Genomic DNA, 17,951 nt, shown 5'->3' with positions numbered 1-17,951 from the left:
GCGCCGCGGGGGTCCTGGGCAGTACGCCCAGCGAGTTGCCATCCAGGTAGATCACGCCGGGTGGCAGGTCGAACTGGTTCTTGATGGATGCCAGCGGGTCGAGGCGGTCTGCGGCGACGCAGGCTTCGCGGGTATGCATGAAAACACTCCTGGAGACGAAAATTCTGCGTACATACTAGCAGCGCCCTTCCGCCGAAAAGTTGCAAATCCAGGCGTGGCTTACCCTAGTATTTCGCAGTAAATTGCGTTCTATATAAAATATTCGAATTAGATTGCACGATGCAGATCGACGCGATAGACCGGCGCATCCTGAGCCGCCTCCAGGAGAACAGCCAGATCAGCAACCAGGACCTGGCCGAGCAGGTATCGCTGTCGCCATCGGCCTGCCTGCGCCGCGTCCGGGCGCTGGAGGAAGGCGGACTGATCAAGCGCTACCGCGCCGTGCTGGACGCCGAGAAACTGGGCTTCGAGCTGGAAGCCATCGTCCACGTCGCGCTGGACCAGTCGCGCAGCGGCTGGCACGAGGAGTTCCTGGCCGGCATCGCGCTCTACGACGAAATCACCGAGGCCAGCATCGTGACCGGCGCGTCCAACTACATCCTCACGGTGCGCGCGCGCAACCTGTCGGCCTTCTCGCAATTCGTGGAAGACAAGCTGAGCAAGATCGCCGGCGTGCGCGACATCTGCTCGCACCTGGTCATGCGCAAGGTGAAGGACCGCAGCGGCATGCTGCCGCTGGCGGGCTGGCGCTAGCGCACTGCCCGGCTCACCACCCTGCCCGGTCTCGCGCCCGGCGGCATCCCGGGCTCAGACGATGCCCTGGCGCAGGAAGCCGAACACCGTGACGAAGTGGCAGGCCGTGCCGCCCATCACGAACAGATGCCAGATGCCGTGCGCGTGCGGCCAGCGCCTGCTGTTGGCGTAGAACACGGTGCCCGCGGAATAGACCGCCGCGCCGGCCAGCAGCCAGGCCAGGCCAGCCGTCGACAGCGACCCGGCGATGGGGATGGCGAAGGCCACGCCCAGCCAGCCCATGCCCAGGTATAACGGCAGCGCCGGCGACGCGCCGCGCGACGACCACCACAGCTCGCGGGCGATGCCGGCCAGGGCCAGCAGCCAGATGCCCGCGCCGGCCGCCATGGACATGCCGTCGGGCTCGGGCACGAAGGCCAGCGGCGTGTAGGTGCCGGCGATCAGCAGATAGATGGCGCAATGATCGGCCTTGGCCCAGAAGGCCTTGCGCCGCCCGCGCGTCCAATGGAACAGCACGGACGAGGCATACACTGCGATCATCGACGCCGCGAACACCGCGCAGGCGGTCAGCTGCACCGCGTCGGCCTGGACCGTGGCGGCCCGCGACAGCAGCGCGCCCGAAGCGGCCACGGCCAGCCCCAGGCCGGCCAGGTGGGTCGCGCCGTTGAATCGTTCACCCTTGTACATGCATGGCCTCCCGCCGGCGCGCTACCGGCGCTCGACCATCCTGCCGCCCGCATGTGACAAGGCGAAGTCAACGAGCCGGCCGCCGCTCAGCCAGAGGAATCCCCGCCCCCCTGCGTCGCCATCATGAGCACATCGACTCCGACCCCGCCCATGCCCGCCACGGCGCCGATGCGGGCGGCCCGCAGCGCGGCACCCGAGCCCTCGCCTCGACCCGCGCCAGGGTGGGCCACGGAGTGCCGCGGCGCGCCCCCAAGCGGCGCTTCCGCCTCGTCATCCTCCATCAGCATGTCGACATTCTCATGCACCACGCCCTTGACGGCCCCGGACCAGATCTCCCGGCCCAGCTCCGCGCCCGAAGCGCCTTGATGATCCATCGCGTAGGACGCGGCCTCCAGCCCGGCGGCATCCGCCCCGGCGCTCACGACGGCGCCGGCCAGCACCTTGAGTATGCCGTTCTCCGTCGCGGCGGGAATGATCGGAGACACGAATCCGTCGAGCCATCCCGACACGGCGCCTGACGTGGCGCCGGTCTGCATGGCGCGCGACAGATCCGACCAGTTCCAGGCGCCGCCCGCCTTCGCCAGGTAGTCCAGGCCGGAAGTCCCCGCTCCGGTCGCCGCGCCGCTGATGGCGCCTCCGGTCGCGCCCACCATCATCTTGGTGGCGACGGTCTTGGCCAGGGACGCGCCGCTCTGGCGCTCGGCCGCCGAGGCAAGCTGTCCCCCTGCGATGTCGGCATCGCCTTCGACCGCCGTGTCCAGGCTGGCAACGGCGGCATCGGAGGCCCCGGCCGTGACCGCCGACGCGGCCACGCCCAGCACCGTCAAGGCGGCCATGCCCAGGTACATCCCGAACAGGCTCCAGCTGAAATGCCCGGTCGGATCGATGTGATTGAGCGGGCAATTCAGCTCGAAGGCGTAGCGGTTCCAGACATCGGCGCGTTCGGGACGGCTCGATCCCAGCCGCGTGTCCGGCGTCAGGAACCTGCCGGCCGCGGGGTCGTAGCCGCGCGCGCCAAAGTCGTACAGGCCCGTCTCGGCGTCCCAGATCCGGCCTTCGTAGCGCAACAGCTCGCCCGATGCCGGCAGGGGCAGGCCGAAGCCGTCGTAGGCCGTGCTGGACAGCAGCACGCCGTTCTGGTCGAAGCGATGCGTGATGTTGCCCTTGCGATCACGTCGCAAGTAGTAGCGCTGAACCACCCCGCCCCGGGTCAGCAGGCAGGCGGCCTGTCCCAGCCGGTCGACCATGGTCTTCACGACCCGGACCTCGCCGTCGCGGCCCACCTGCTCCTGATAGGTCTGTCCCACGTAGTAGACCGTGCTGCCGTCGGCCCGCGTTTCCTTCACGCGCCGCCCGCGTTCGTCCGACCAGATGCGCCGCAGCAACTCTTTGTTGCGCGTCACGCGCGCCAGGCGTCCGAGCCCGTCATAGCCGAAGGAGAGCGTGCCGCCCTCGGTCTCGAGGCTGGCGGTGCGCCCGCAGGCATCCTGCGTCGCGCGGCAGACCACCGCATCGCCCACCCGGATCAAGCGCGCGAAATGACCGTTGTAGTCGGAATACTGCCTGCCGTCCTTGGACAGCAGGTCGCCGCCAGGGCCATAGGCATAACGGCCATTGCCGCCGGGAAATCCCGGCACTTCGGCCGCCACCAGGCGTCTGTCGGCATAGGCGAAGGATTCGCTGCGCTGCATGACGCTCTCGGTTTCGCGCAGCAGTTGCCCGAGCGGATCGTATTCCATCGAAAATGACAATCGGGGCGCGTCGTCATCCACCACGATCCGTTCGCTGTAGCGCAGGCCCAGCGGGCTGTACTTATATTCCACGCTGAGCCGCTCGCTCAGGTCCACCTTGCCCGGATTGCCCGTGGCCGAGGCCCGCTCCAACGGATAGAAGAGCAGCGCGCCGTCCAGCTTCTGCCACTCCATCACCCCATAGGTGTAATACCGCTGCAGCGCGCTGCCGTCCGGATAGCGCTGCCACACCCGTCGTTTCAAGGGATCGAAGGTCGCGGCCATGACGAAGGGCGCCGGCGCGCCGGCGATCTCCGTGGTTTCGCCGCAGGTATTGCCATAGCAGTCGTAGGCGTGGCGACGCGACAGCTCCGTGGACGCATCGGCCGCCAGGATCGTCACCGTGGCCAGCTTGCCGTTGCCATTGACCGAGGCGTCGTCGTAGGTCTGCCGGATCTCGCGCCCGTCGGACAGGCCGCGACGCGTGACGCGTCCCAGCGCGTCGTAGGCGTAGCGTTCGACGCCGCCCGCCGCGTCGGTGATCGACGCCAGCATGCCCGTGCCGGCATCATGCAGGTAGCTCAGGGCGTAGCCGTGGCCCGTCGTGTTCTGGTCCGGGTTGTCGTAGCGCGTCTTGCGGCTCAACGAGTCATAGCCGATGGTATTGACCACGCCCGCGGGATCGGTGGCGCGCAGCATCCGGCCCAGCGCGTCGTAGACGAACCGGGTCAGCTCCCTGCCTCCGGCGCCGCCGTCGGCGCGCACCTGGCGCAACTCGCCGTGAAAGAAATGCGCCGCCGTTTCCCGCACATAGGCCTGTGGCGTGCCAGCCGCTTCCGTGACGATCTCCCGTTGGCCGGCGCGGTATTCCCAGGTCGTGACCGAGGACTCGCCTCCATTCCTGCCGACCGGCGTGCCCTGCCTGAGCGGCCTGCCCTGCGCATCGTAGGACCAGGTCACTTGCCACGGCGCCTCCGCCTTGATCAGGTCCGCCGCGAAGAACGGCAGGCTGCGGCTTGCAGGCTTGCCGCAAGCGGCATAGGTGGTCAATACGGCGATATCGCCTTGCGCGCGGCCGCTTTGCGTCGCGGCGAGCGCCACGCGCCCCAGGCCGTCGACATAGTGGCGCTGCCACACCGTGTCCAGCCGACCGCCGTCGGGAAAGGACTGCAGGACATCACGCTGCGCGTACAAGCCGCCTTCGCCATCGTTCAGGTAATCCAGCGACTCCAGCGTCAGCACGGCCGCCTGGCCGAACGCCTGCGTGCCGGTGACGTGCGCCGTCACGCGGTTCTCGTCGCGCTGCTTGCAGCCCGCCGGCACCGGCCCCTGGCGGCAGGCTGCGCGGCCAAAGCCATCCAGGGCCACGATATGCGTGAAGCCGTTGGCATCGCGCTCCGCCACCCTGCTGCCGAATCGCGGGTCGTAGCCGCATTCCAGCGTCAGCGAGACCCCCTGTTCGTTGGCCGGCGCGATGATCTTCGCGGGATAGGTATGGTAGACCGTCTCGTATTCGAACCGCGTCGTCGCGCCGCCCGGGCGCGTCTGGGCCGTGAGATTGCCGCGCGCATCGTGCTCGAGTTGCGTCTTCAGGAACACGTCATTGATGTTGTCCCAGCGGCTGATGCTGCGCACCGAGCAGGTCCCCGGCGCGTAGGTGCATGCCGTGAGCCGGTAGTCTCCGGGCCGGAACACAGACGGATCGCCGTCGCCGGCATTGGCCGAGAGTTTCTCGAACAAGGGATAGCCCAGCGCCCAACGGCCGCGCGGGCCAGCGGTATCGTTCTGGAACTGGCGATGCGTGTGGACGACCTCATCCGTGGCCAGCGGCGCCACGGCGGGAAACGCGCCGACCGGGTTGACGGCATCCGGATCGATCCAGCTCACGTAGCCATGCCAGACGCTGCCAGTTGGATTGCCATAGGCGTCGTAGCGATGGCTGGTGGCCACCGCGTAGTCCTGCGCGCCCCCTTCGTAGTGCCAGGCCAAGGCCCCCATCTTCCGGACTTCCTGGACCTTGGCCGTGGCCGTCGGCTGCACGGCCTGGTAGACGTGGACAGTGCGGCCGAGGCGCCGCACGGTGACCTTTCCGTCGGAACCGGTCGTATCGACTTCGGCGCTTTCGCCGGCCAGGCGGCCCTGGTACGGAAAATCCTGCAAATAGCGCTGCACCCGCAGCAAGCCGGTTTCCAGGTCCGTGGTGGTCACCTTGGCAAACCCCTGCCACCCCCGGCCGGTCAGCCCGATGCGCGCGTCCTCGTATTGCATGGCGAAGCGGCGCTTGTAGGCATAGCGGTTCATCCTTGCGTCGCTGGACAGGGTGTATCCCGAGACCACGCATATGGCCCGGCCAATCACCTCCTGCGTCGGGAACTGTGCCGGCGATAGATGGGCGACGTAGCGCCGCGCGCTGGCATTGGGATAGGCGGCCGGCGCTCCGGGACGATAGACCGCGGGATTGCTCAGGGTCGAATACGTGATGGAAATCACGCCACCCAGCGCATTGCTGATCTGCCTGACCAGGTCCGGAATCTTGCCGTCGGAGGTCAGGGGCTGCACCTGCACGCTGTTCTGGCGGTCCAGGTAGGTATAGAGCAGATCCGCCTTGCCATCTCCGTTCGCGTCTCCAACCAGGTTGGCGAGCGCGGCGAAGGCGCCCCCCGTGTTGATCTCGGCGACCAGACGGAATTGCCCGTCGGGCATGGAGCCATATTCGGTCGCGTGCAATACGCCGCCGACATCCCGCCAGCAATTGACCAGGCAAGTCTGCGCGCCGCCATTCACGCCCATCGGCAGCAGGCTGGACGCCGATACGGATTGCCCAGGAAACGTGGAGGCGGGCCGCGCCACAAAACCGCCGTTCGCATCAGACAGGAACGACTGGATGCTCAGCACCGCCGAGGACTGGCTGACCTGGACCAGGTCCACGACCCCGTCGCCATTGGCGTCGGCTGGCAAGATCGCGACCTGATGCAGCGTCGACACGTTCAGGTTCGAGGACACCGCCTTGGAGAACAGCTTGATGCCATTCGGGGCGCTTTGATCGCCCTGCGAGACGAAGGAGGTGGCATTCAGTACCTGGTTGCGGTCATTCCACAGCAGCACCATGTCCACCATGCCGTCGCCGTTGACATCGAACGCCAGCAACGCGTCGCGTTTCGCGGGCGCCTGCGACTGCGTCACCGTCGTGAGCGCGGTCGCGCTCAAGGCCACGCCGCCGCCCTGTGGCGTCGACAGATAGGTATCGAAAGCCAGCAGCCCCGACCGGTTGCGATAGGCCACGACCATATCGGTGCGCCCGTCGGCATTCGCGTCGATGGCATAAACATTGATCCACCCCTGCTGCCAGGGGTCCGATGTAACGGTGGTCTGCGGCTTCGCAAATCCCGTTCCCGTCGACAGGAACAGATCGAAGGCCAATTGTCCCTGCTGCGGATAGGCAACGACCAGATCCGTCATGCCGTTGCCGTTGAAGTCTCCGGGGAAAATCTGGTATTGGTCCTTCCGATACCCCCCGAGCAGGCACGCCGTGCCGGCCGCGTACTTCGTCTGTTCATCCTTCACGCTTGCCAGGAAGGGCGTGGCCTGCAACACGCCGTTGCGGTCCGTGCTGATCTGAACGATGTCCGTAATGCCATCGCCGTCAACGTCCATCGGAATGGTCTGCAATACGCTGGGGCCGTTCAGCAACGTACTGGCGGGTTGCTCGACATTGAATCCTGGCTTGTCAACGTCCTGCCACGCGGCCCGGACCAGTTCCAGCGCCTTTCCGTCCGCGCCGATGGCCGTGACGGATTCCAGGCAGCTCAAGCCAGTCACCGCGCCAAGGCGGTAGGCCAGCGCGTAAGTGCGCACCGGTATGTTGCCGGCCAGCGATACCTTGATCGAATCCAACCGGTATGACGTAGTGACGGCATGACCGCCCAGGTAGGTGCGCAGCACATCGGGCCGGACTTCCGGGCCATACGTGAAGTCGACATGGCGATTGGCGGTCAGATTCGCGCGCACGGTGTAGACGATGCGTGACAGATAGAACGCACCGGTATCCTGGCTCGCCGCCACCGGCGTCTTGGTGTAGTGGTATTCGACCCGGTTGCCATGCAGGTCCTCGGTCGCCGCGAGGGCCCAGACGCGCACGTGCTGGCTGTTCCCGGCCAGAATGAGGCTATCCGGCGTGGTGCCGTACTCGCGCTTGGACCCGTTCTTCAGATAGACGACGAAGCCATCCCGCGGGGTCTGCCCGGCCACGGCCTTGGACCAGTCATGGACTTCGGCGTAGTACACCGTTCCCGGCTGTCCATACGGGCCGTCCACCGCGATCAGCCGTTGCCCATCGAGCACATATCTGTCGTCCGGTCCGTAGTCGATGCAGCCGTTGAAGCCATCGACATCCCACGTCGCCTTGCTGCGCGTGATCGCCGAAAGCCCCGCCAGGCTCCATCCCACGCCCACCACGCCATTGCCCTGATGATGCCCGTAGGCCAGGCCAAGGCGTGGATGGGCGCCCGCGATGCCGGGTGGCACGTCTATGGGCAATACGTATGTCGCCTGCCCATTGGCGTCCACCTCGAACCTGCCTTGCCGGATGCCCGCCGCGGAAGGGATGGTAGCCATGACGGGTCGCCTCAGCGCTGGGTCAAGTTGGGCGCGCCCTGGAGATCCCAGACCTGATAGGACTCCGGATAGCCGCCCGACTGGTTCGCCACCGCATAGCATGTTTGGGCTCCGGGCAGCAGCCAGACCGTCACATCCAGCGGAGCCTTCGAACCCTTGTCAGTCCAAACCACGTTGCCGCTCTCTACCGTGACCTGCTTGCACAGATCCTGCCTAACGCACATCAGCTCTGGATAATCTTCCAGTTCCGGCGGGGTCTTGAAATCCGGAACAGCAATGCTGCCCAGCCCGACATAGCCGGGTGGCGCCTGCAAGCTGTAGATGCCTAGATTGCTCGATTGGTCACCGTCCACGCACGTCCAGGTTTGCACGAACGCATCAGGCCGCGCCAGCGGTGGATTAGTGCCCGTGCCTGACGTGTCCGAGGACTGTACGACCCATATGGGACCGGCAGGCGAAGGCGGGTTGTTGTAGTTCGGCGTAGCGTACATGCCCAGATAGAACCATCCGGCTTGCGGCGAGGGTACCCAGAACGATGCACCCAGCGTCGCCTTCGACCCTTTGTCCGTCACTTGATTGTCCTCATCGAATTGCTGGCAGGACATGAATTTCAAGAAGGAATCAGCCATACACACCTCTCGAGAAAATGAAAGTTTTCACATGAACGAGCGGTATTGCGGTAGTGCTTGGCTTGCGCGCCCAGGGCCGGAAATCTGGCCGGGACGGTGGAGAATCAAGCTCGGGAGAGTGAGCCTGAGAAAGAACACTGCCTGTTCAATATACAGAGCAATTTGTGAATAAGTTTGCGGAAACGCAAAATCCACCGCCATCGAAATCGGACTGTGGATTTCCAGCACATTCACGGATTCTCACCACGTGAATGCAGCCGCGTCGCGTCCGTCCGCGGACTTGCCCGGAACGGACGCGCATGCCCGCGCAGCAGGGCCTACCCGATGAAATCCACCGCCGCCGGATAACCCTCGATCGCGCGCGCAGCCAGGATCGCGCGCTGCACCGCCAGCGCCGTGGCCTCGGCGGCCAGCACGCCCAGCAGCATCACGTTGGCGGCCTTGTCCGACACGCCCGTGCCCAGCGCGAAGATCGTGTCGCCATCCAGCATGGTGTGGATGGGATTGATGGTGCGAGCCAGCCCGTCGTGCGCCATCTGCGCCATCTTCTGCGCCTGGGCCTTGGTCAGCTTGACGTCGGTGGCCACCACGCCGATGGTGGTGGCCGCGCCGACGCGCATGGACTTGGGCAGGTCGCCCGCCAGGATCGCCGCGCGCGTGTCCAGCAAGGCGCGCCCGTCCGCCGTGCGCGCGCCGGCCAGGATGCGGCCGTTGGCAGGATCAAGCACGTCGCCGACCGCGTTGACCGCGATCAGCGCGCCGACCGTCACGCCGCCGACCGTCAGCGACGCGCTGCCGATGCCGCCCTTCATGGCGCGCTGCGGACCGTACAGCTTGCCCACCGTGGCGCCGGCGCCGACGTTGCCTTCCTGGACAGGGCCGGCGCTCGCGGACTTGCAGGCCTGGTAGCCCGCCGCCGCGTCCGGCCGCACCGAGGCGTCGCCCACGCCGAGGTCGAACAGGATCGCCGCCGGCACGATGGGCACATGGGCCACGCCCACGTCGAAACCGATCTTGCGTTCTTCCAGGTAGCGCATCACGCCGCCGGCCGCGTCCAGGCCGAACGCGCTGCCGCCGGCCAGCATCACGGCGTGCACTTTCTCGACCATGTTGGACGGATTGAGCAGGTCGGTCTCGCGCGTGCCGGGCGCCGCGCCGCGCACGTCCACGCCCGCCGTGGCGCCGGCCTCGGCGATGATCACCGTGCAGCCAGTCGGCCGCCGCGTGTCCGTGTAGTGCCCGACCTTCAGGCCCGGGACCTGGGTGATGGACCCGCCGCCCGGCGTCAGCCGTAGTCCTCCCCCGCCCTGCGCGGGCACGCTGCCCGCCAGCGCGGCCGCGCCTGCCGCCGCCATCATGAACTTCCTCCTGTTCAATCGCTGTTCCACATCGTCTCCTTGGGGTGCTGCCTGCGTGGCTCCGGAAAGCCGGGTTTCCGGAGATTTTCGTTATATCTAGAAGTTATATTTTCACTATTTCTTATGCTTTGTGGAAAAATAGACGCGTTGTTAGAGTGCGGCTACGCTGGAGTGCGCCCTGAACCACAGGTCGCTCCTCCAGGCCCCCATACCCGTGGAGCATCGCCAATGAAACTCTTCCGTACGCTGTTCGTCGCCGGCCTGGTCCAGGTCGCCGCCCTCTCCGCCGCCCACGCCCAATCGGGCCTGGACCAGATCAAGTCCGCCGGCGTGCTCAAGTTCGGCACCGAGGGCACCTACGCCCCCTTCACCTTTCACGAGGCATCGGGCCAGCTGGTCGGCTTCGACGTGGACATCGGCCGCGCCATCGCGCAGCGCCTGGGCGTGAAGGCCGAATTCGTCGAAGGCAAGTGGGACGGCCTGATCGCCGGCCTGGACGCCAAGCGCTACGACGCGGTCATCAATCAGGTCGGCATCACCGACGCGCGCAAAGCCAAATACGATTTCTCGGATCCCTACATCTCGTCCGCCGCGGTGCTGATCGTGCGTGACGACAATACCACCATCAAGTCCTTCGAGGACCTGAAGGGCCGCAAGTCCGCCAACACGCTGACCAGCAACTTCGGCAAGCTGGCGCAGCGCCACGGCGCCGATCTGGTCGCCGTGCAGGGCTTCAACGAATCCATCGACCTGCTGACCTCGGGCCGCGTCGAGGCCACGGTCAACGACAACCTGTCGTACCTGGACTTCAAGAAGCAGAAGCCCAACGCCAAGGTCAAGATCGCCGCCACCGACAAGGCCGCCGAGTTCAGCAGCTCGGGCGTGCTGCTGCGCAAGGGCAACCCCGAGCTTGTCGCCGCCATCAACAAGGCGCTGGCCGACATCAAGGCCGACGGCACCTACAAGACCATCTCGGTCAAGTACTTCGGCACCGACGTGTCGGCGCAGTAAGCCGCGGGTCCGCCCATGACGCTACCCACCTGGTTGCAGGCCGCCCTGCCCGACGCGCTGCTGGCGCAGATCAATGGCTGGGCGGCGCCGGCCTGGGCGCAGCTGATGGCGGACTCGTTCTGGCCGCTGCTGCACGCCGGCCTGGTGTTCACGGTGCCGCTGACGCTGGCCTCGTTCGCGCTGGGCCTGGCGCTGGCCTTCGTGGTGGCGCTGATCCGGCTGTTCGGCCCGGCGCCGCTGGTGGCCGTGGTGCGCTTCTATGTCTGGCTGGTGCGCGGCACCCCGCTGCTGGTGCAGCTGTTCGTGATCTTCTACGGCCTGCCCAGCGCCGGCATCGTGCTGGATCCGCTGCCCGCCGCGCTGATCGGCTTCACGCTGAACGTGGGCGCCTACAACTCCGAGGTGATCCGCGCGGCCATCGAATCGATCACCAAGGGCCAGTGGGAAGCCGCGTACTCATTGAGCATGACGCGCGCGCAGGCCCTGCGCCGCACCATCCTGCCGCAGGCCGCGCGCGTGGCGGTGCCGCCGCTGTCGAACTCCTTCATCTCGCTGGTGAAGGACACCTCGCTGGCCGCGGTGCTGACGGTGCCCGAGATCTTCCAGGCCGCCCAGCGCATCGCCGCCGTCACCTATGAACCGCTGATCCTCTACACCGAGGCGGCGCTGATCTACCTGGCGTTCAGTTCCGTCCTGTCGGCCCTGCAGGTCCGCCTGGAGCGGCGCTTCGGCCAGCATGCCGTGTTTTCCGAGAAGAATCGATGATCCGCCTGGAAAAGATCGAGAAAGCCTTCGGCGGCAATCCCGTCCTCAAGAAAGTGGATGTCGCCATCGCCGAAGGCAGCGTGACCGCGCTGATCGGCCCGTCGGGCAGCGGCAAGAGCACGCTGCTGCGCTGCGTGAACCTGCTGGAGACGCCCGACCGGGGCACGCTGTCCATCGGCCCCGAGACCGTGCATTTCCAGCCCGGCCAGAAACTGGGCCGCGAGCAGGTGCTGCGCGTGCGCAAGCAGACCGGCATGGTGTTCCAGAACTTCCAGCTGTTCCCGCACCAGACCGTGATCGGCAACGTCATGGAAGGGCTGGTCACGGTGCAGAAATGGTCCGCCGACCGCGCCCGCGCGCGCGCCGAGGAGCTGCTGCGCAAGGTCGGCATGCAGGACAAGGCCGACGCCTGGCCGGCCAACCTGTCCGGTGGCCAGCAGCAGCGCGTGGCCATCGCCCGCGCGCTGGCGCCGGCGCCGCGCGTGCTGCTGTGCGACGAGCCGACCTCGGCGCTGGACCCAGGCCTGGCCGCCGAGGTGGTCGAGGTGCTGCGCCAGCTGGCCGCAGAAGGCATGACCATGCTGATGGCCACGCACGACCTGCGCCTGGCCGCCAGCGTGTCGCGCGAAGTGGTGTTCCTGCTGGACGGCGCGGTGATCGAATCCGGCTCGTCCAAGACCGTGTTCACGCAGCCGCGCGACCCGCGCACGGCCGCCTTCATCTCCACCCTGACGCAGGAAGCGGGCGGCTGAGGCCTACTTGCCCAGCGTCATGCCGCCATCGATGGTGACGACCGCGCCGGTCATGAACAGGAACGGCGGCCGGGCCAGCGCGATCATGGCCGCGGCGATCTCCTGGGTCGTGGCCAGGCGATTCAGCGGATGCATGGCCGCCAGCTTGCGCTCGTCCAGTTCGCCCGCCTCGATCGACCGCTGGATCATCGGCGTCTTGACGTAGCCCGGCGCCACGGCGATCACGCGGATGCCATCCTCGGCCCATTCATTGGCGAGCGAGCGCGTCAAGGTCGCCACGCCCGCCTTCGACACAGCGTAGTGGGCGCGGCCCTTCATCATCACCATGCCCGCCACCGACGCGATATTGACCACCACGCCGTGGCGCGCGCGCAGCGCTTCATACAGCGCATGCGCGCAGTGGAACGTGCCGTTCAGGTTGACCGCCATCACCTGGGCCCATTCGGCGGGATCCTTGCGCGCGACCGGATCGCGGCTGCCGGCGATGCCGGCGGCGTTGATCAGCAGGTCGACGCCGTCGAGCCGGGACGCGGCGGCCGCCACCGAGGCGTAGTCGGCCACGTCCACCGTCGGCTCGCCGTCAGCCGCGTGGCGGTCCCACACGACGACGCGCCAGCCCTGGTCGCGCAACTGGCGCGCGCACTCCTCGCCGATGCCGCTGGCGCCGCCGGTGACGACGGCGATCCGGGTTTGATCCTTGCTCATGGTCCTGTCTCCTTGTCTGTTCCGAAGCGCGTGTTCAGGCGCGCGATGGCGCGGCCGCCCGACGCGCGCCGCCGAGATTGCGCACGCAGACGATCGCCAGCGCGGCGCTGGCCAGCGTCGTCAGCGCGAATATCCGCGCTGCCAGCGTCCACTGCCCGCCGGTCGCCTGCATGACCCAGCCGGTCAGGGTCGGGCCGAAGAAGCCGCCCAGCGAGCCGATGGTCGTGACCAGCGCCAGCGGCCCGGCATGGGCGCCGATGCGGTTCTGCAGCGCCGTGTTCAGCGGCCCGTAGTAGGCGATGGTGTAGCCGGTGATGATGGACACCGCGGCCAGGAACAGCGCCAGCGACACGGTCGCCGCGACGGGCAGCAGCAGGAAGCCGCCGCTGCCGATCAGGCAGACCACGGCCAGGTGCCAGCGGATGTCGCCGCTGCGTTCGCTGCTGCGTCCGACCACATAGCTGAAGGCCAGCGCCACCACGTTCGGGATCATCAGCAGCGCGCCGATTTCCAGCGGCGTGATGCCGTACAGGTTCTTCAGGATGGTCGGCAGGAAGTACGCCAGCGCGAAGGTGGCCGCATAGGCGCTCAGGAGGATCAGCAAGAGGCCCCACAGCAAGGGCTGGCGGAACACGGCGAAGCCGTGGGTCCAGGGCAGGCTCCCGGCCGGCTGGCGCGGCGCGGCCTCGGCCTCCATCACGGCGCGCAGGCCGCGCCGCTGCGCGTCGCTCAGCCAATGGGCTTCCTCGGGCGTGGCCGGCAGCAAGCGCAGGATCAGCAAGCCCAGCAACACGGTCGGCAGGCCCTCCAGCAGGAACAACCAGCGCCAGCCCTGCATGCCCAGATCGATCTTCAGCAGGACGCCCGCCAGCGGGCCGCCGAATATCATGGCCAGCGGCAGCGCCATGATGAACACCGCGTTGATCCGACTGCGAAAACGCGGCGGAATCCACGATGCCAGGTAGAAGTTCACGGCGGGGATGAAGCCGCCCTCGGCGACCCCGAGCAGGAATCGCAACACGTAGAACGACTTCACGCCCTGCAGCGCCGCCATCAGGCAGGACACCAGCCCCCAGGCCAGGAACATGAAAGCCAGCCAGCGCCGGACGCCGAAGCGCTGCAGCGCGAGGTTGGCCGGCACGCAGACGCTGGCGTAGCCGAAGAAAAACAGGCCCGCGCCCAGGCCGTAGGCGGCCAGCGAAATGTCCAGGTCGGCGCCCATCTGCAGCTGGGCATAGCTGATGTTGGTACGGTCGAGGAAATTGAGCAGGTAGCCCGCGAACAGCAGCGGCAGCACCCGGTTCCTGAACAGGGCGACCGCCTGCGTCGCCCCCGCTATGTCTTCGTTTCGCAGCATGGTTGTCTCCTCGTGCTTCCTGCGTCGGGCTATGCGCCTCGTTGTGGGTGAAGTGATAGGGCGCACGCTCGGGCCAGCACGCCCTCGCCCGGCCAGGCGTCGCCGCGCCAGGCCACGTGCTGGTCGGGGCGGATCAGGGTCAGGCGGGCCGGATACAGGCTGGCGATCGCGCCCTCGGCGGGCTGGATCACGGTCAGCGGGACGCCGGCGCGCCGGGCATCGGCCCTGGCCGCCGCGATATCGTCCAGCGACGCCGAAGCCGCCAGCAGCGTGTAGCCCTGGCCGAAATGGTCGTACAGGGAGCTGCCGTCGTGCAGCCAGGCATGCGGGGCCAGCGCTCCCGGCCTGGAGGTCGGCACGTAGTTGATGAAGTCCCTGGCCGGACGCGGGCCGGACTCCGCCGCGATCACGGGGGAATCCTCGTACTGGTAGCCCAGCACCACGCCCAGGGTCGCGAACTCGCGCATCTTGGCGGCCTGGATGCGGCCGCCGACCTCGCGCCGGATCCGTTGCCCGCGTTCGCCGTCATCCTCGATGCCGTCGGCCAGCAACTGGTTGCCCAGGACCGCGTGGTTGCGCTCGGCCTCGTCCATCACCCACTGATGCACCGGACGACGCTCGGCCTCGTAGCTGTCGAGCACCCCCGGCCCGGCCCAGCCCTGCAGCACGGCGGCCAGTTTCCAGCCCAGGTCGACGCTGTCGGCGATGCCCATGTTCATGCCATAGCCGCCGAAGGGCGGGTGCAGGTGACAGGCGTCGCCCGCCAGGAAGACCCGCCCCTTGCGGTAGCGGTCTCCCAACAGCTTGCTGGCGACCCATTCGTCGCTGCTCAGCACCTGATAGGGCAGGTCTATGCCCGTCGCCCGCGCGATCAACGCCCGCTCATCGGCCACACCCGCCTGCCGCGCCGCATCGACGTGCGTGGGCATGAAGAACCAGGTGTCGCCCCGGTCCATGGGGCCGATCAGGCTGGGAGCGTCGCGATTCACCTGCCAGTACATGATGGCCGGCCCGTGCCGGTGAGCGCGGTCCAGGCCAGGCGCGCTGAACACGATATTGCGGTTGCGCGACAGGCCGTACTCACCCAGCATGCGGGTGCCGATCAGGTCACGCACCCGGCTGCGCGCGCCGTCGGCGCCAACCAGGTAGTCGGCACGGACCGACGATTCCGCGCCGCCCGACAGATCGCGCAGCCTGGCCCGCACGCCGTCCGCGTCCTGGCTCAGGTCCAGCAGTTCGCAGCAGTAGCGGATCTGGACGCCCGGCAACGACTGCGCGTGATCGCGCAGCACGCCCTCGACCGTGTATTGCGGAATCCATTGCGCATGCTCCGAATACAGCGGATTGCGTCCGGGCGCGCAGTACATGGCGTTCTCGTGCCTGGCCAGCTCGACGCCGGCCAGGCGCGTGCAGAACACCACATTGGACGGGTAGTCCACGCCCAACGGCGAGGCGGCCCGCAAGCGGTCCGCGATGCCCCAGCGCCGCAAGTGCTCGCGCGTACGCACATTGGTGGTCTTGGCGCGCGGCGCGTATCCCACCCGGTCGTTGCGCTCGATCACCAGGCAGGCGATGCCGCGCTGCCCCAACTCGATCGCCAGGCTCAGACCGGCCGGTCCCGCGCCCACGATCAGAACCCGTGGCGATGCTTGCTGTTCCACCTTGCCGTCTCCCTGGTCGCCCGCCATGTTGCGGGACTGCGGCGTATCTTAGATAGCCCCCTTCGATACAAAAAGATGGCAAAATTTCCAGGCCGATATCAAATTCGTATCACCCTGACCATGAAGCTGAACGCGCTGCGCGATTTCCTGGCCGTCGCCGAACGCGGCGGCGTGCGGGCGGCGGCCCGCCACCTGGGGCTGGCGCAGCCGGCGATTTCCCGCAGCATCGCGGAACTGGAAAAGGAACTGGGCGCGGCGCTGTTCGAGCGCCACGCCAAGGGCGTGCAGCTCACGCCGGTCGGACAGGCCTTCCTGCGCCGCGCCACCGCCATCCACCATGAGATCCAGCGCGCCCGCGACGAGGCGGGCCAATTGCGCGGCGCCGTCAACGGCCGCGTCACGCTGGGCATGTCCACCGCCCCGCACCTGGAGCTGTTCCCCGACGTGCTGCCGGCGTTCCGCGCGCGCTTTCCCGACATCCACCTGGAAATCGTCGACGGCGTCTATCCGCTGGTCGAGGGCGCGCTGCTGGACGGTTCCATGGATTTCTACGTCGGCCCGGCGCCCGCGCGCGTGCCGGGCGAGCTGCGGGTCGAGAAGCTGTTCGACAATACCCGCGTCATCCTGGGCCGCAAGGGCCATCCGCTGGCGCAGGCGAAATCGCTGCGCGAACTGGCAGACGCCCACTGGATCACCACGTCCATCACCCACAAGGCCGAGGAAGAACTGGGCCCGCTGTTCGAGAAGCATGGCCTGCCCGCGCCGAAGCTGGCGATGCGGGCGCAATCCGCGCTGACCTTCCTGACGGCGCTGCCCAGTTCGGACCTGCTGATGATGCTGCCGGTCCAATGGCTGCGCTACCCGCTGCTGCGGGACACGTTCCAGGAAATCAAGGTCCGGGAGAAGCTGCCCGCGCCGCCCGTTTGCATCGTGCAGCGCACAGGACTGCCGCTGACGCCGGCGGCCGAACACTACTGCACGCTGCTGCGGCGCGCCGCCGGGCACATCAGGAAGCGGTAGCGCCCACTGGCGCCCGGGCAACCGTCGACAGAGGTCCAGGCCGCGCGCGTTCAGCGCGACGGCAGCGATCCGGCCGGATCCACCGCCTGGCCGTCGTAGCGCAGCTCGAAATACAGGCCGACCTGCTTGCTGTCGCTATTGCCCATTTCGGCGATCTTCTGGCCCTGGGTCACGCGCTGCCCTTCCTTGACCAGCAGCTTGCTGTTGTGCGCGTAGATGCTGAGGAAGCTGGCGTTGTGCTTGACGATCACCAGGTGCCCGTAGCCGCGCAGGCCGCTGCCCGAATAGGCCACGGTGCCGGCGGCCGCGGCCACCACCGAGGTGCCCGAGGCATTGGAGATCACGATGCCATTCGAGCCCGAGCCGTCGTAGCCGCGCGTCACCTTGCCCTGGGCCGGCCACACCAGCGAGATCGCGCCCGGCGGCGCGGTGCGCCGGCGCGGCGGCTGCGCCGTGGCCTGGCGCCCGCCGCCTGAGGGCTTGGCGCGCGCCCGGCTGGGCTGGGACGAAGCCTGCTGGCCGGCCGGCGCCTCGACCCGCAAGGTCTGGCCGACTTCGATCGCGTTGGAATTCGACAGCTTGTTCCAGCGCACCAGGTCGCCGACGCTGACGCCCTGCTTGCGCGCGATCTGCGTCAGCGTATCGCCCGACTGCACCCGGTAGTAACCCGGCTGCACCTTGGTCGTGCCGCAGGCCGCCAGCACGGCCAGCAGCGCCGCCACGCAGGCGACGCGTATCCAGGAAATCAGGCGCGGATGAGGACTGGCCCGATCAGAAGCGGGCGCTGAAAAGGCAGGATGCAGAGCGGTCGGCGAAGGCACTGAAGACGGGCGGCGAAGGCGGATGGGGAACCGGAGGCGCGCCCCGCGCGGGGCGCGCCCCTGGATGCAGGCAGGCCTTAGCGTACCA

At 67.6% G+C, this 17,951-nt stretch carries 14 protein-coding genes and 1 pseudogene; 5 read left to right on the top strand and 10 right to left on the bottom strand.

The window, feature by feature from the left end:
• Positions 1 to 139 (bottom strand): annotated as a pseudogene (locus AC6LJ5_RS20900) (kynureninase); the annotation flags it as partial.
• A 140-nt stretch (positions 140 to 279) separates the two neighbouring features.
• On the opposite strand from AC6LJ5_RS20900, the gene AC6LJ5_RS20895 reads away from it, so the two are divergent.
• Positions 280 to 753 (top strand): Lrp/AsnC family transcriptional regulator, encoded by a 474-nt coding sequence (locus AC6LJ5_RS20895; RefSeq protein WP_103275964.1) that lies wholly within the window; start codon positions 280 to 282, stop codon positions 751 to 753.
• 54 nt (positions 754 to 807) lie between these two features.
• On the opposite strand, the gene trhA is transcribed toward AC6LJ5_RS20895, so the two are convergent.
• The 5 genes from trhA to AC6LJ5_RS20870 form a co-directional block, all read right to left on the bottom strand.
• Positions 808 to 1,440, bottom strand: a complete 633-nt coding sequence (trhA, locus tag AC6LJ5_RS20890) for a PAQR family membrane homeostasis protein TrhA (protein WP_103275965.1) — start codon at positions 1,438 to 1,440, stop codon at positions 808 to 810.
• Positions 1,441 to 1,526: 86 nt separating this feature from the next.
• Positions 1,527 to 7,784 carry an FG-GAP-like repeat-containing protein gene (locus AC6LJ5_RS20885; protein ID WP_498141489.1) on the bottom strand — a complete coding sequence of 2,086 codons (6,258 nt, stop codon included), beginning with the start codon at positions 7,782 to 7,784 and terminating at the stop codon, positions 1,527 to 1,529.
• A gap of 11 nt (positions 7,785 to 7,795) precedes the next feature.
• Positions 7,796 to 8,413, bottom strand: a complete 618-nt coding sequence (locus tag AC6LJ5_RS20880; protein ID WP_498141488.1) for a Vps62-related protein — start codon at positions 8,411 to 8,413, stop codon at positions 7,796 to 7,798.
• Between the two features lie 27 nt (positions 8,414 to 8,440).
• On the bottom strand, positions 8,441 to 8,647 hold the full coding sequence (locus AC6LJ5_RS20875; RefSeq protein ID WP_498141487.1) for a hypothetical protein: 207 nt from the start codon (positions 8,645 to 8,647) through the stop codon (positions 8,441 to 8,443).
• 83 nt (positions 8,648 to 8,730) lie between these two features.
• Positions 8,731 to 9,771, bottom strand: a complete 1,041-nt coding sequence (locus tag AC6LJ5_RS20870; RefSeq protein ID WP_498141486.1) for a P1 family peptidase — start codon at positions 9,769 to 9,771, stop codon at positions 8,731 to 8,733.
• Positions 9,772 to 9,999: 228 nt separating this feature from the next.
• Here AC6LJ5_RS20870 and AC6LJ5_RS20865 point away from each other — a divergent pair, with 228 nt between their 5' ends.
• The 3 genes from AC6LJ5_RS20865 (at position 10,000) to AC6LJ5_RS20855 (ending at position 12,299) form a co-directional block, all read left to right on the top strand.
• Positions 10,000 to 10,782 carry an amino acid ABC transporter substrate-binding protein gene (locus AC6LJ5_RS20865; protein ID WP_103275967.1) on the top strand — a complete coding sequence of 261 codons (783 nt, stop codon included), beginning with the start codon at positions 10,000 to 10,002 and terminating at the stop codon, positions 10,780 to 10,782.
• A 105-nt stretch (positions 10,783 to 10,887) separates the two neighbouring features.
• Positions 10,888 to 11,547: an amino acid ABC transporter permease gene (locus AC6LJ5_RS20860; protein ID WP_103276637.1), complete on the top strand. Its 660-nt coding sequence runs from the start codon at positions 10,888 to 10,890 to the stop codon at positions 11,545 to 11,547.
• A complete protein-coding gene (locus AC6LJ5_RS20855) occupies positions 11,544 to 12,299 on the top strand; it encodes an amino acid ABC transporter ATP-binding protein (protein WP_103275968.1) in 756 nt (251 codons plus the stop codon). The genes AC6LJ5_RS20860 and AC6LJ5_RS20855 overlap by 4 nt, the downstream gene beginning before the upstream one ends.
• Positions 12,300 to 12,302: 3 nt before the next feature.
• On the opposite strand, the gene AC6LJ5_RS20850 is transcribed toward AC6LJ5_RS20855, so the two are convergent.
• From AC6LJ5_RS20850 to AC6LJ5_RS20840, 3 genes are read right to left on the bottom strand one after another with little or no spacing between them, the layout of a single operon-like run.
• Positions 12,303 to 13,004: an SDR family NAD(P)-dependent oxidoreductase gene (locus AC6LJ5_RS20850; RefSeq protein ID WP_498141485.1), complete on the bottom strand. Its 702-nt coding sequence runs from the start codon at positions 13,002 to 13,004 to the stop codon at positions 12,303 to 12,305.
• A 34-nt stretch (positions 13,005 to 13,038) separates the two neighbouring features.
• Complete coding sequence (locus AC6LJ5_RS20845) at positions 13,039 to 14,361, bottom strand: MFS transporter (protein ID WP_498141484.1); 1,323 nt, start codon at positions 14,359 to 14,361, stop codon at positions 13,039 to 13,041.
• A gap of 29 nt (positions 14,362 to 14,390) precedes the next feature.
• Positions 14,391 to 16,049, bottom strand: a complete 1,659-nt coding sequence (locus tag AC6LJ5_RS20840) for an FAD-dependent monooxygenase (protein ID WP_498141483.1) — start codon at positions 16,047 to 16,049, stop codon at positions 14,391 to 14,393.
• A 93-nt stretch (positions 16,050 to 16,142) separates the two neighbouring features.
• Here AC6LJ5_RS20840 and AC6LJ5_RS20835 point away from each other — a divergent pair, with 93 nt between their 5' ends.
• Complete coding sequence (locus tag AC6LJ5_RS20835) at positions 16,143 to 17,042, top strand: LysR substrate-binding domain-containing protein (protein WP_103275972.1); 900 nt, start codon at positions 16,143 to 16,145, stop codon at positions 17,040 to 17,042.
• A gap of 50 nt (positions 17,043 to 17,092) precedes the next feature.
• Here the strand turns inward: AC6LJ5_RS20835 and AC6LJ5_RS20830 are convergent, their stop codons facing one another.
• On the bottom strand, positions 17,093 to 17,779 hold the full coding sequence (locus AC6LJ5_RS20830; RefSeq protein WP_369869804.1) for a peptidoglycan DD-metalloendopeptidase family protein: 687 nt from the start codon (positions 17,777 to 17,779) through the stop codon (positions 17,093 to 17,095).
• Positions 17,780 to 17,951: the final 172 nt, after the last annotated feature.

The organism is Achromobacter sp. 1011791174 (assembly GCF_059760925.1).
This window is presented reverse-complemented; position numbering and strand designations above follow the sequence as displayed.

What these genes read in the sequence shown, in the direction of transcription:
- AC6LJ5_RS20895 (WP_103275964.1), top strand. Translation starts at nt 280, where the DNA reads ATGCAGATCGACGCGATAGACCGGCGCATCCTGAGCCGCCTCCAGGAG.
- trhA (WP_103275965.1), bottom strand. Translation starts at nt 1,440, where the DNA reads ATGTACAAGGGTGAACGATTCAACGGCGCGACCCACCTGGCCGGCCTG.
- AC6LJ5_RS20885 (WP_498141489.1), bottom strand. Translation starts at nt 7,784, where the DNA reads ATGGCTACCATCCCTTCCGCGGCGGGCATCCGGCAAGGCAGGTTCGAG.
- AC6LJ5_RS20880 (WP_498141488.1), bottom strand. Translation starts at nt 8,413, where the DNA reads ATGGCTGATTCCTTCTTGAAATTCATGTCCTGCCAGCAATTCGATGAG.
- AC6LJ5_RS20870 (WP_498141486.1), bottom strand. Translation starts at nt 9,771, where the DNA reads ATGATGGCGGCGGCAGGCGCGGCCGCGCTGGCGGGCAGCGTGCCCGCG.
- AC6LJ5_RS20865 (WP_103275967.1), top strand. Translation starts at nt 10,000, where the DNA reads ATGAAACTCTTCCGTACGCTGTTCGTCGCCGGCCTGGTCCAGGTCGCC.
- AC6LJ5_RS20860 (WP_103276637.1), top strand. Translation starts at nt 10,888, where the DNA reads ATGGCGGACTCGTTCTGGCCGCTGCTGCACGCCGGCCTGGTGTTCACG.
- AC6LJ5_RS20855 (WP_103275968.1), top strand. Translation starts at nt 11,544, where the DNA reads ATGATCCGCCTGGAAAAGATCGAGAAAGCCTTCGGCGGCAATCCCGTC.
- AC6LJ5_RS20850 (WP_498141485.1), bottom strand. Translation starts at nt 13,004, where the DNA reads ATGAGCAAGGATCAAACCCGGATCGCCGTCGTCACCGGCGGCGCCAGC.
- AC6LJ5_RS20845 (WP_498141484.1), bottom strand. Translation starts at nt 14,361, where the DNA reads ATGCTGCGAAACGAAGACATAGCGGGGGCGACGCAGGCGGTCGCCCTG.
- AC6LJ5_RS20840 (WP_498141483.1), bottom strand. Translation starts at nt 16,049, where the DNA reads ATGGCGGGCGACCAGGGAGACGGCAAGGTGGAACAGCAAGCATCGCCA.
- AC6LJ5_RS20835 (WP_103275972.1), top strand. Translation starts at nt 16,143, where the DNA reads ATGAAGCTGAACGCGCTGCGCGATTTCCTGGCCGTCGCCGAACGCGGC.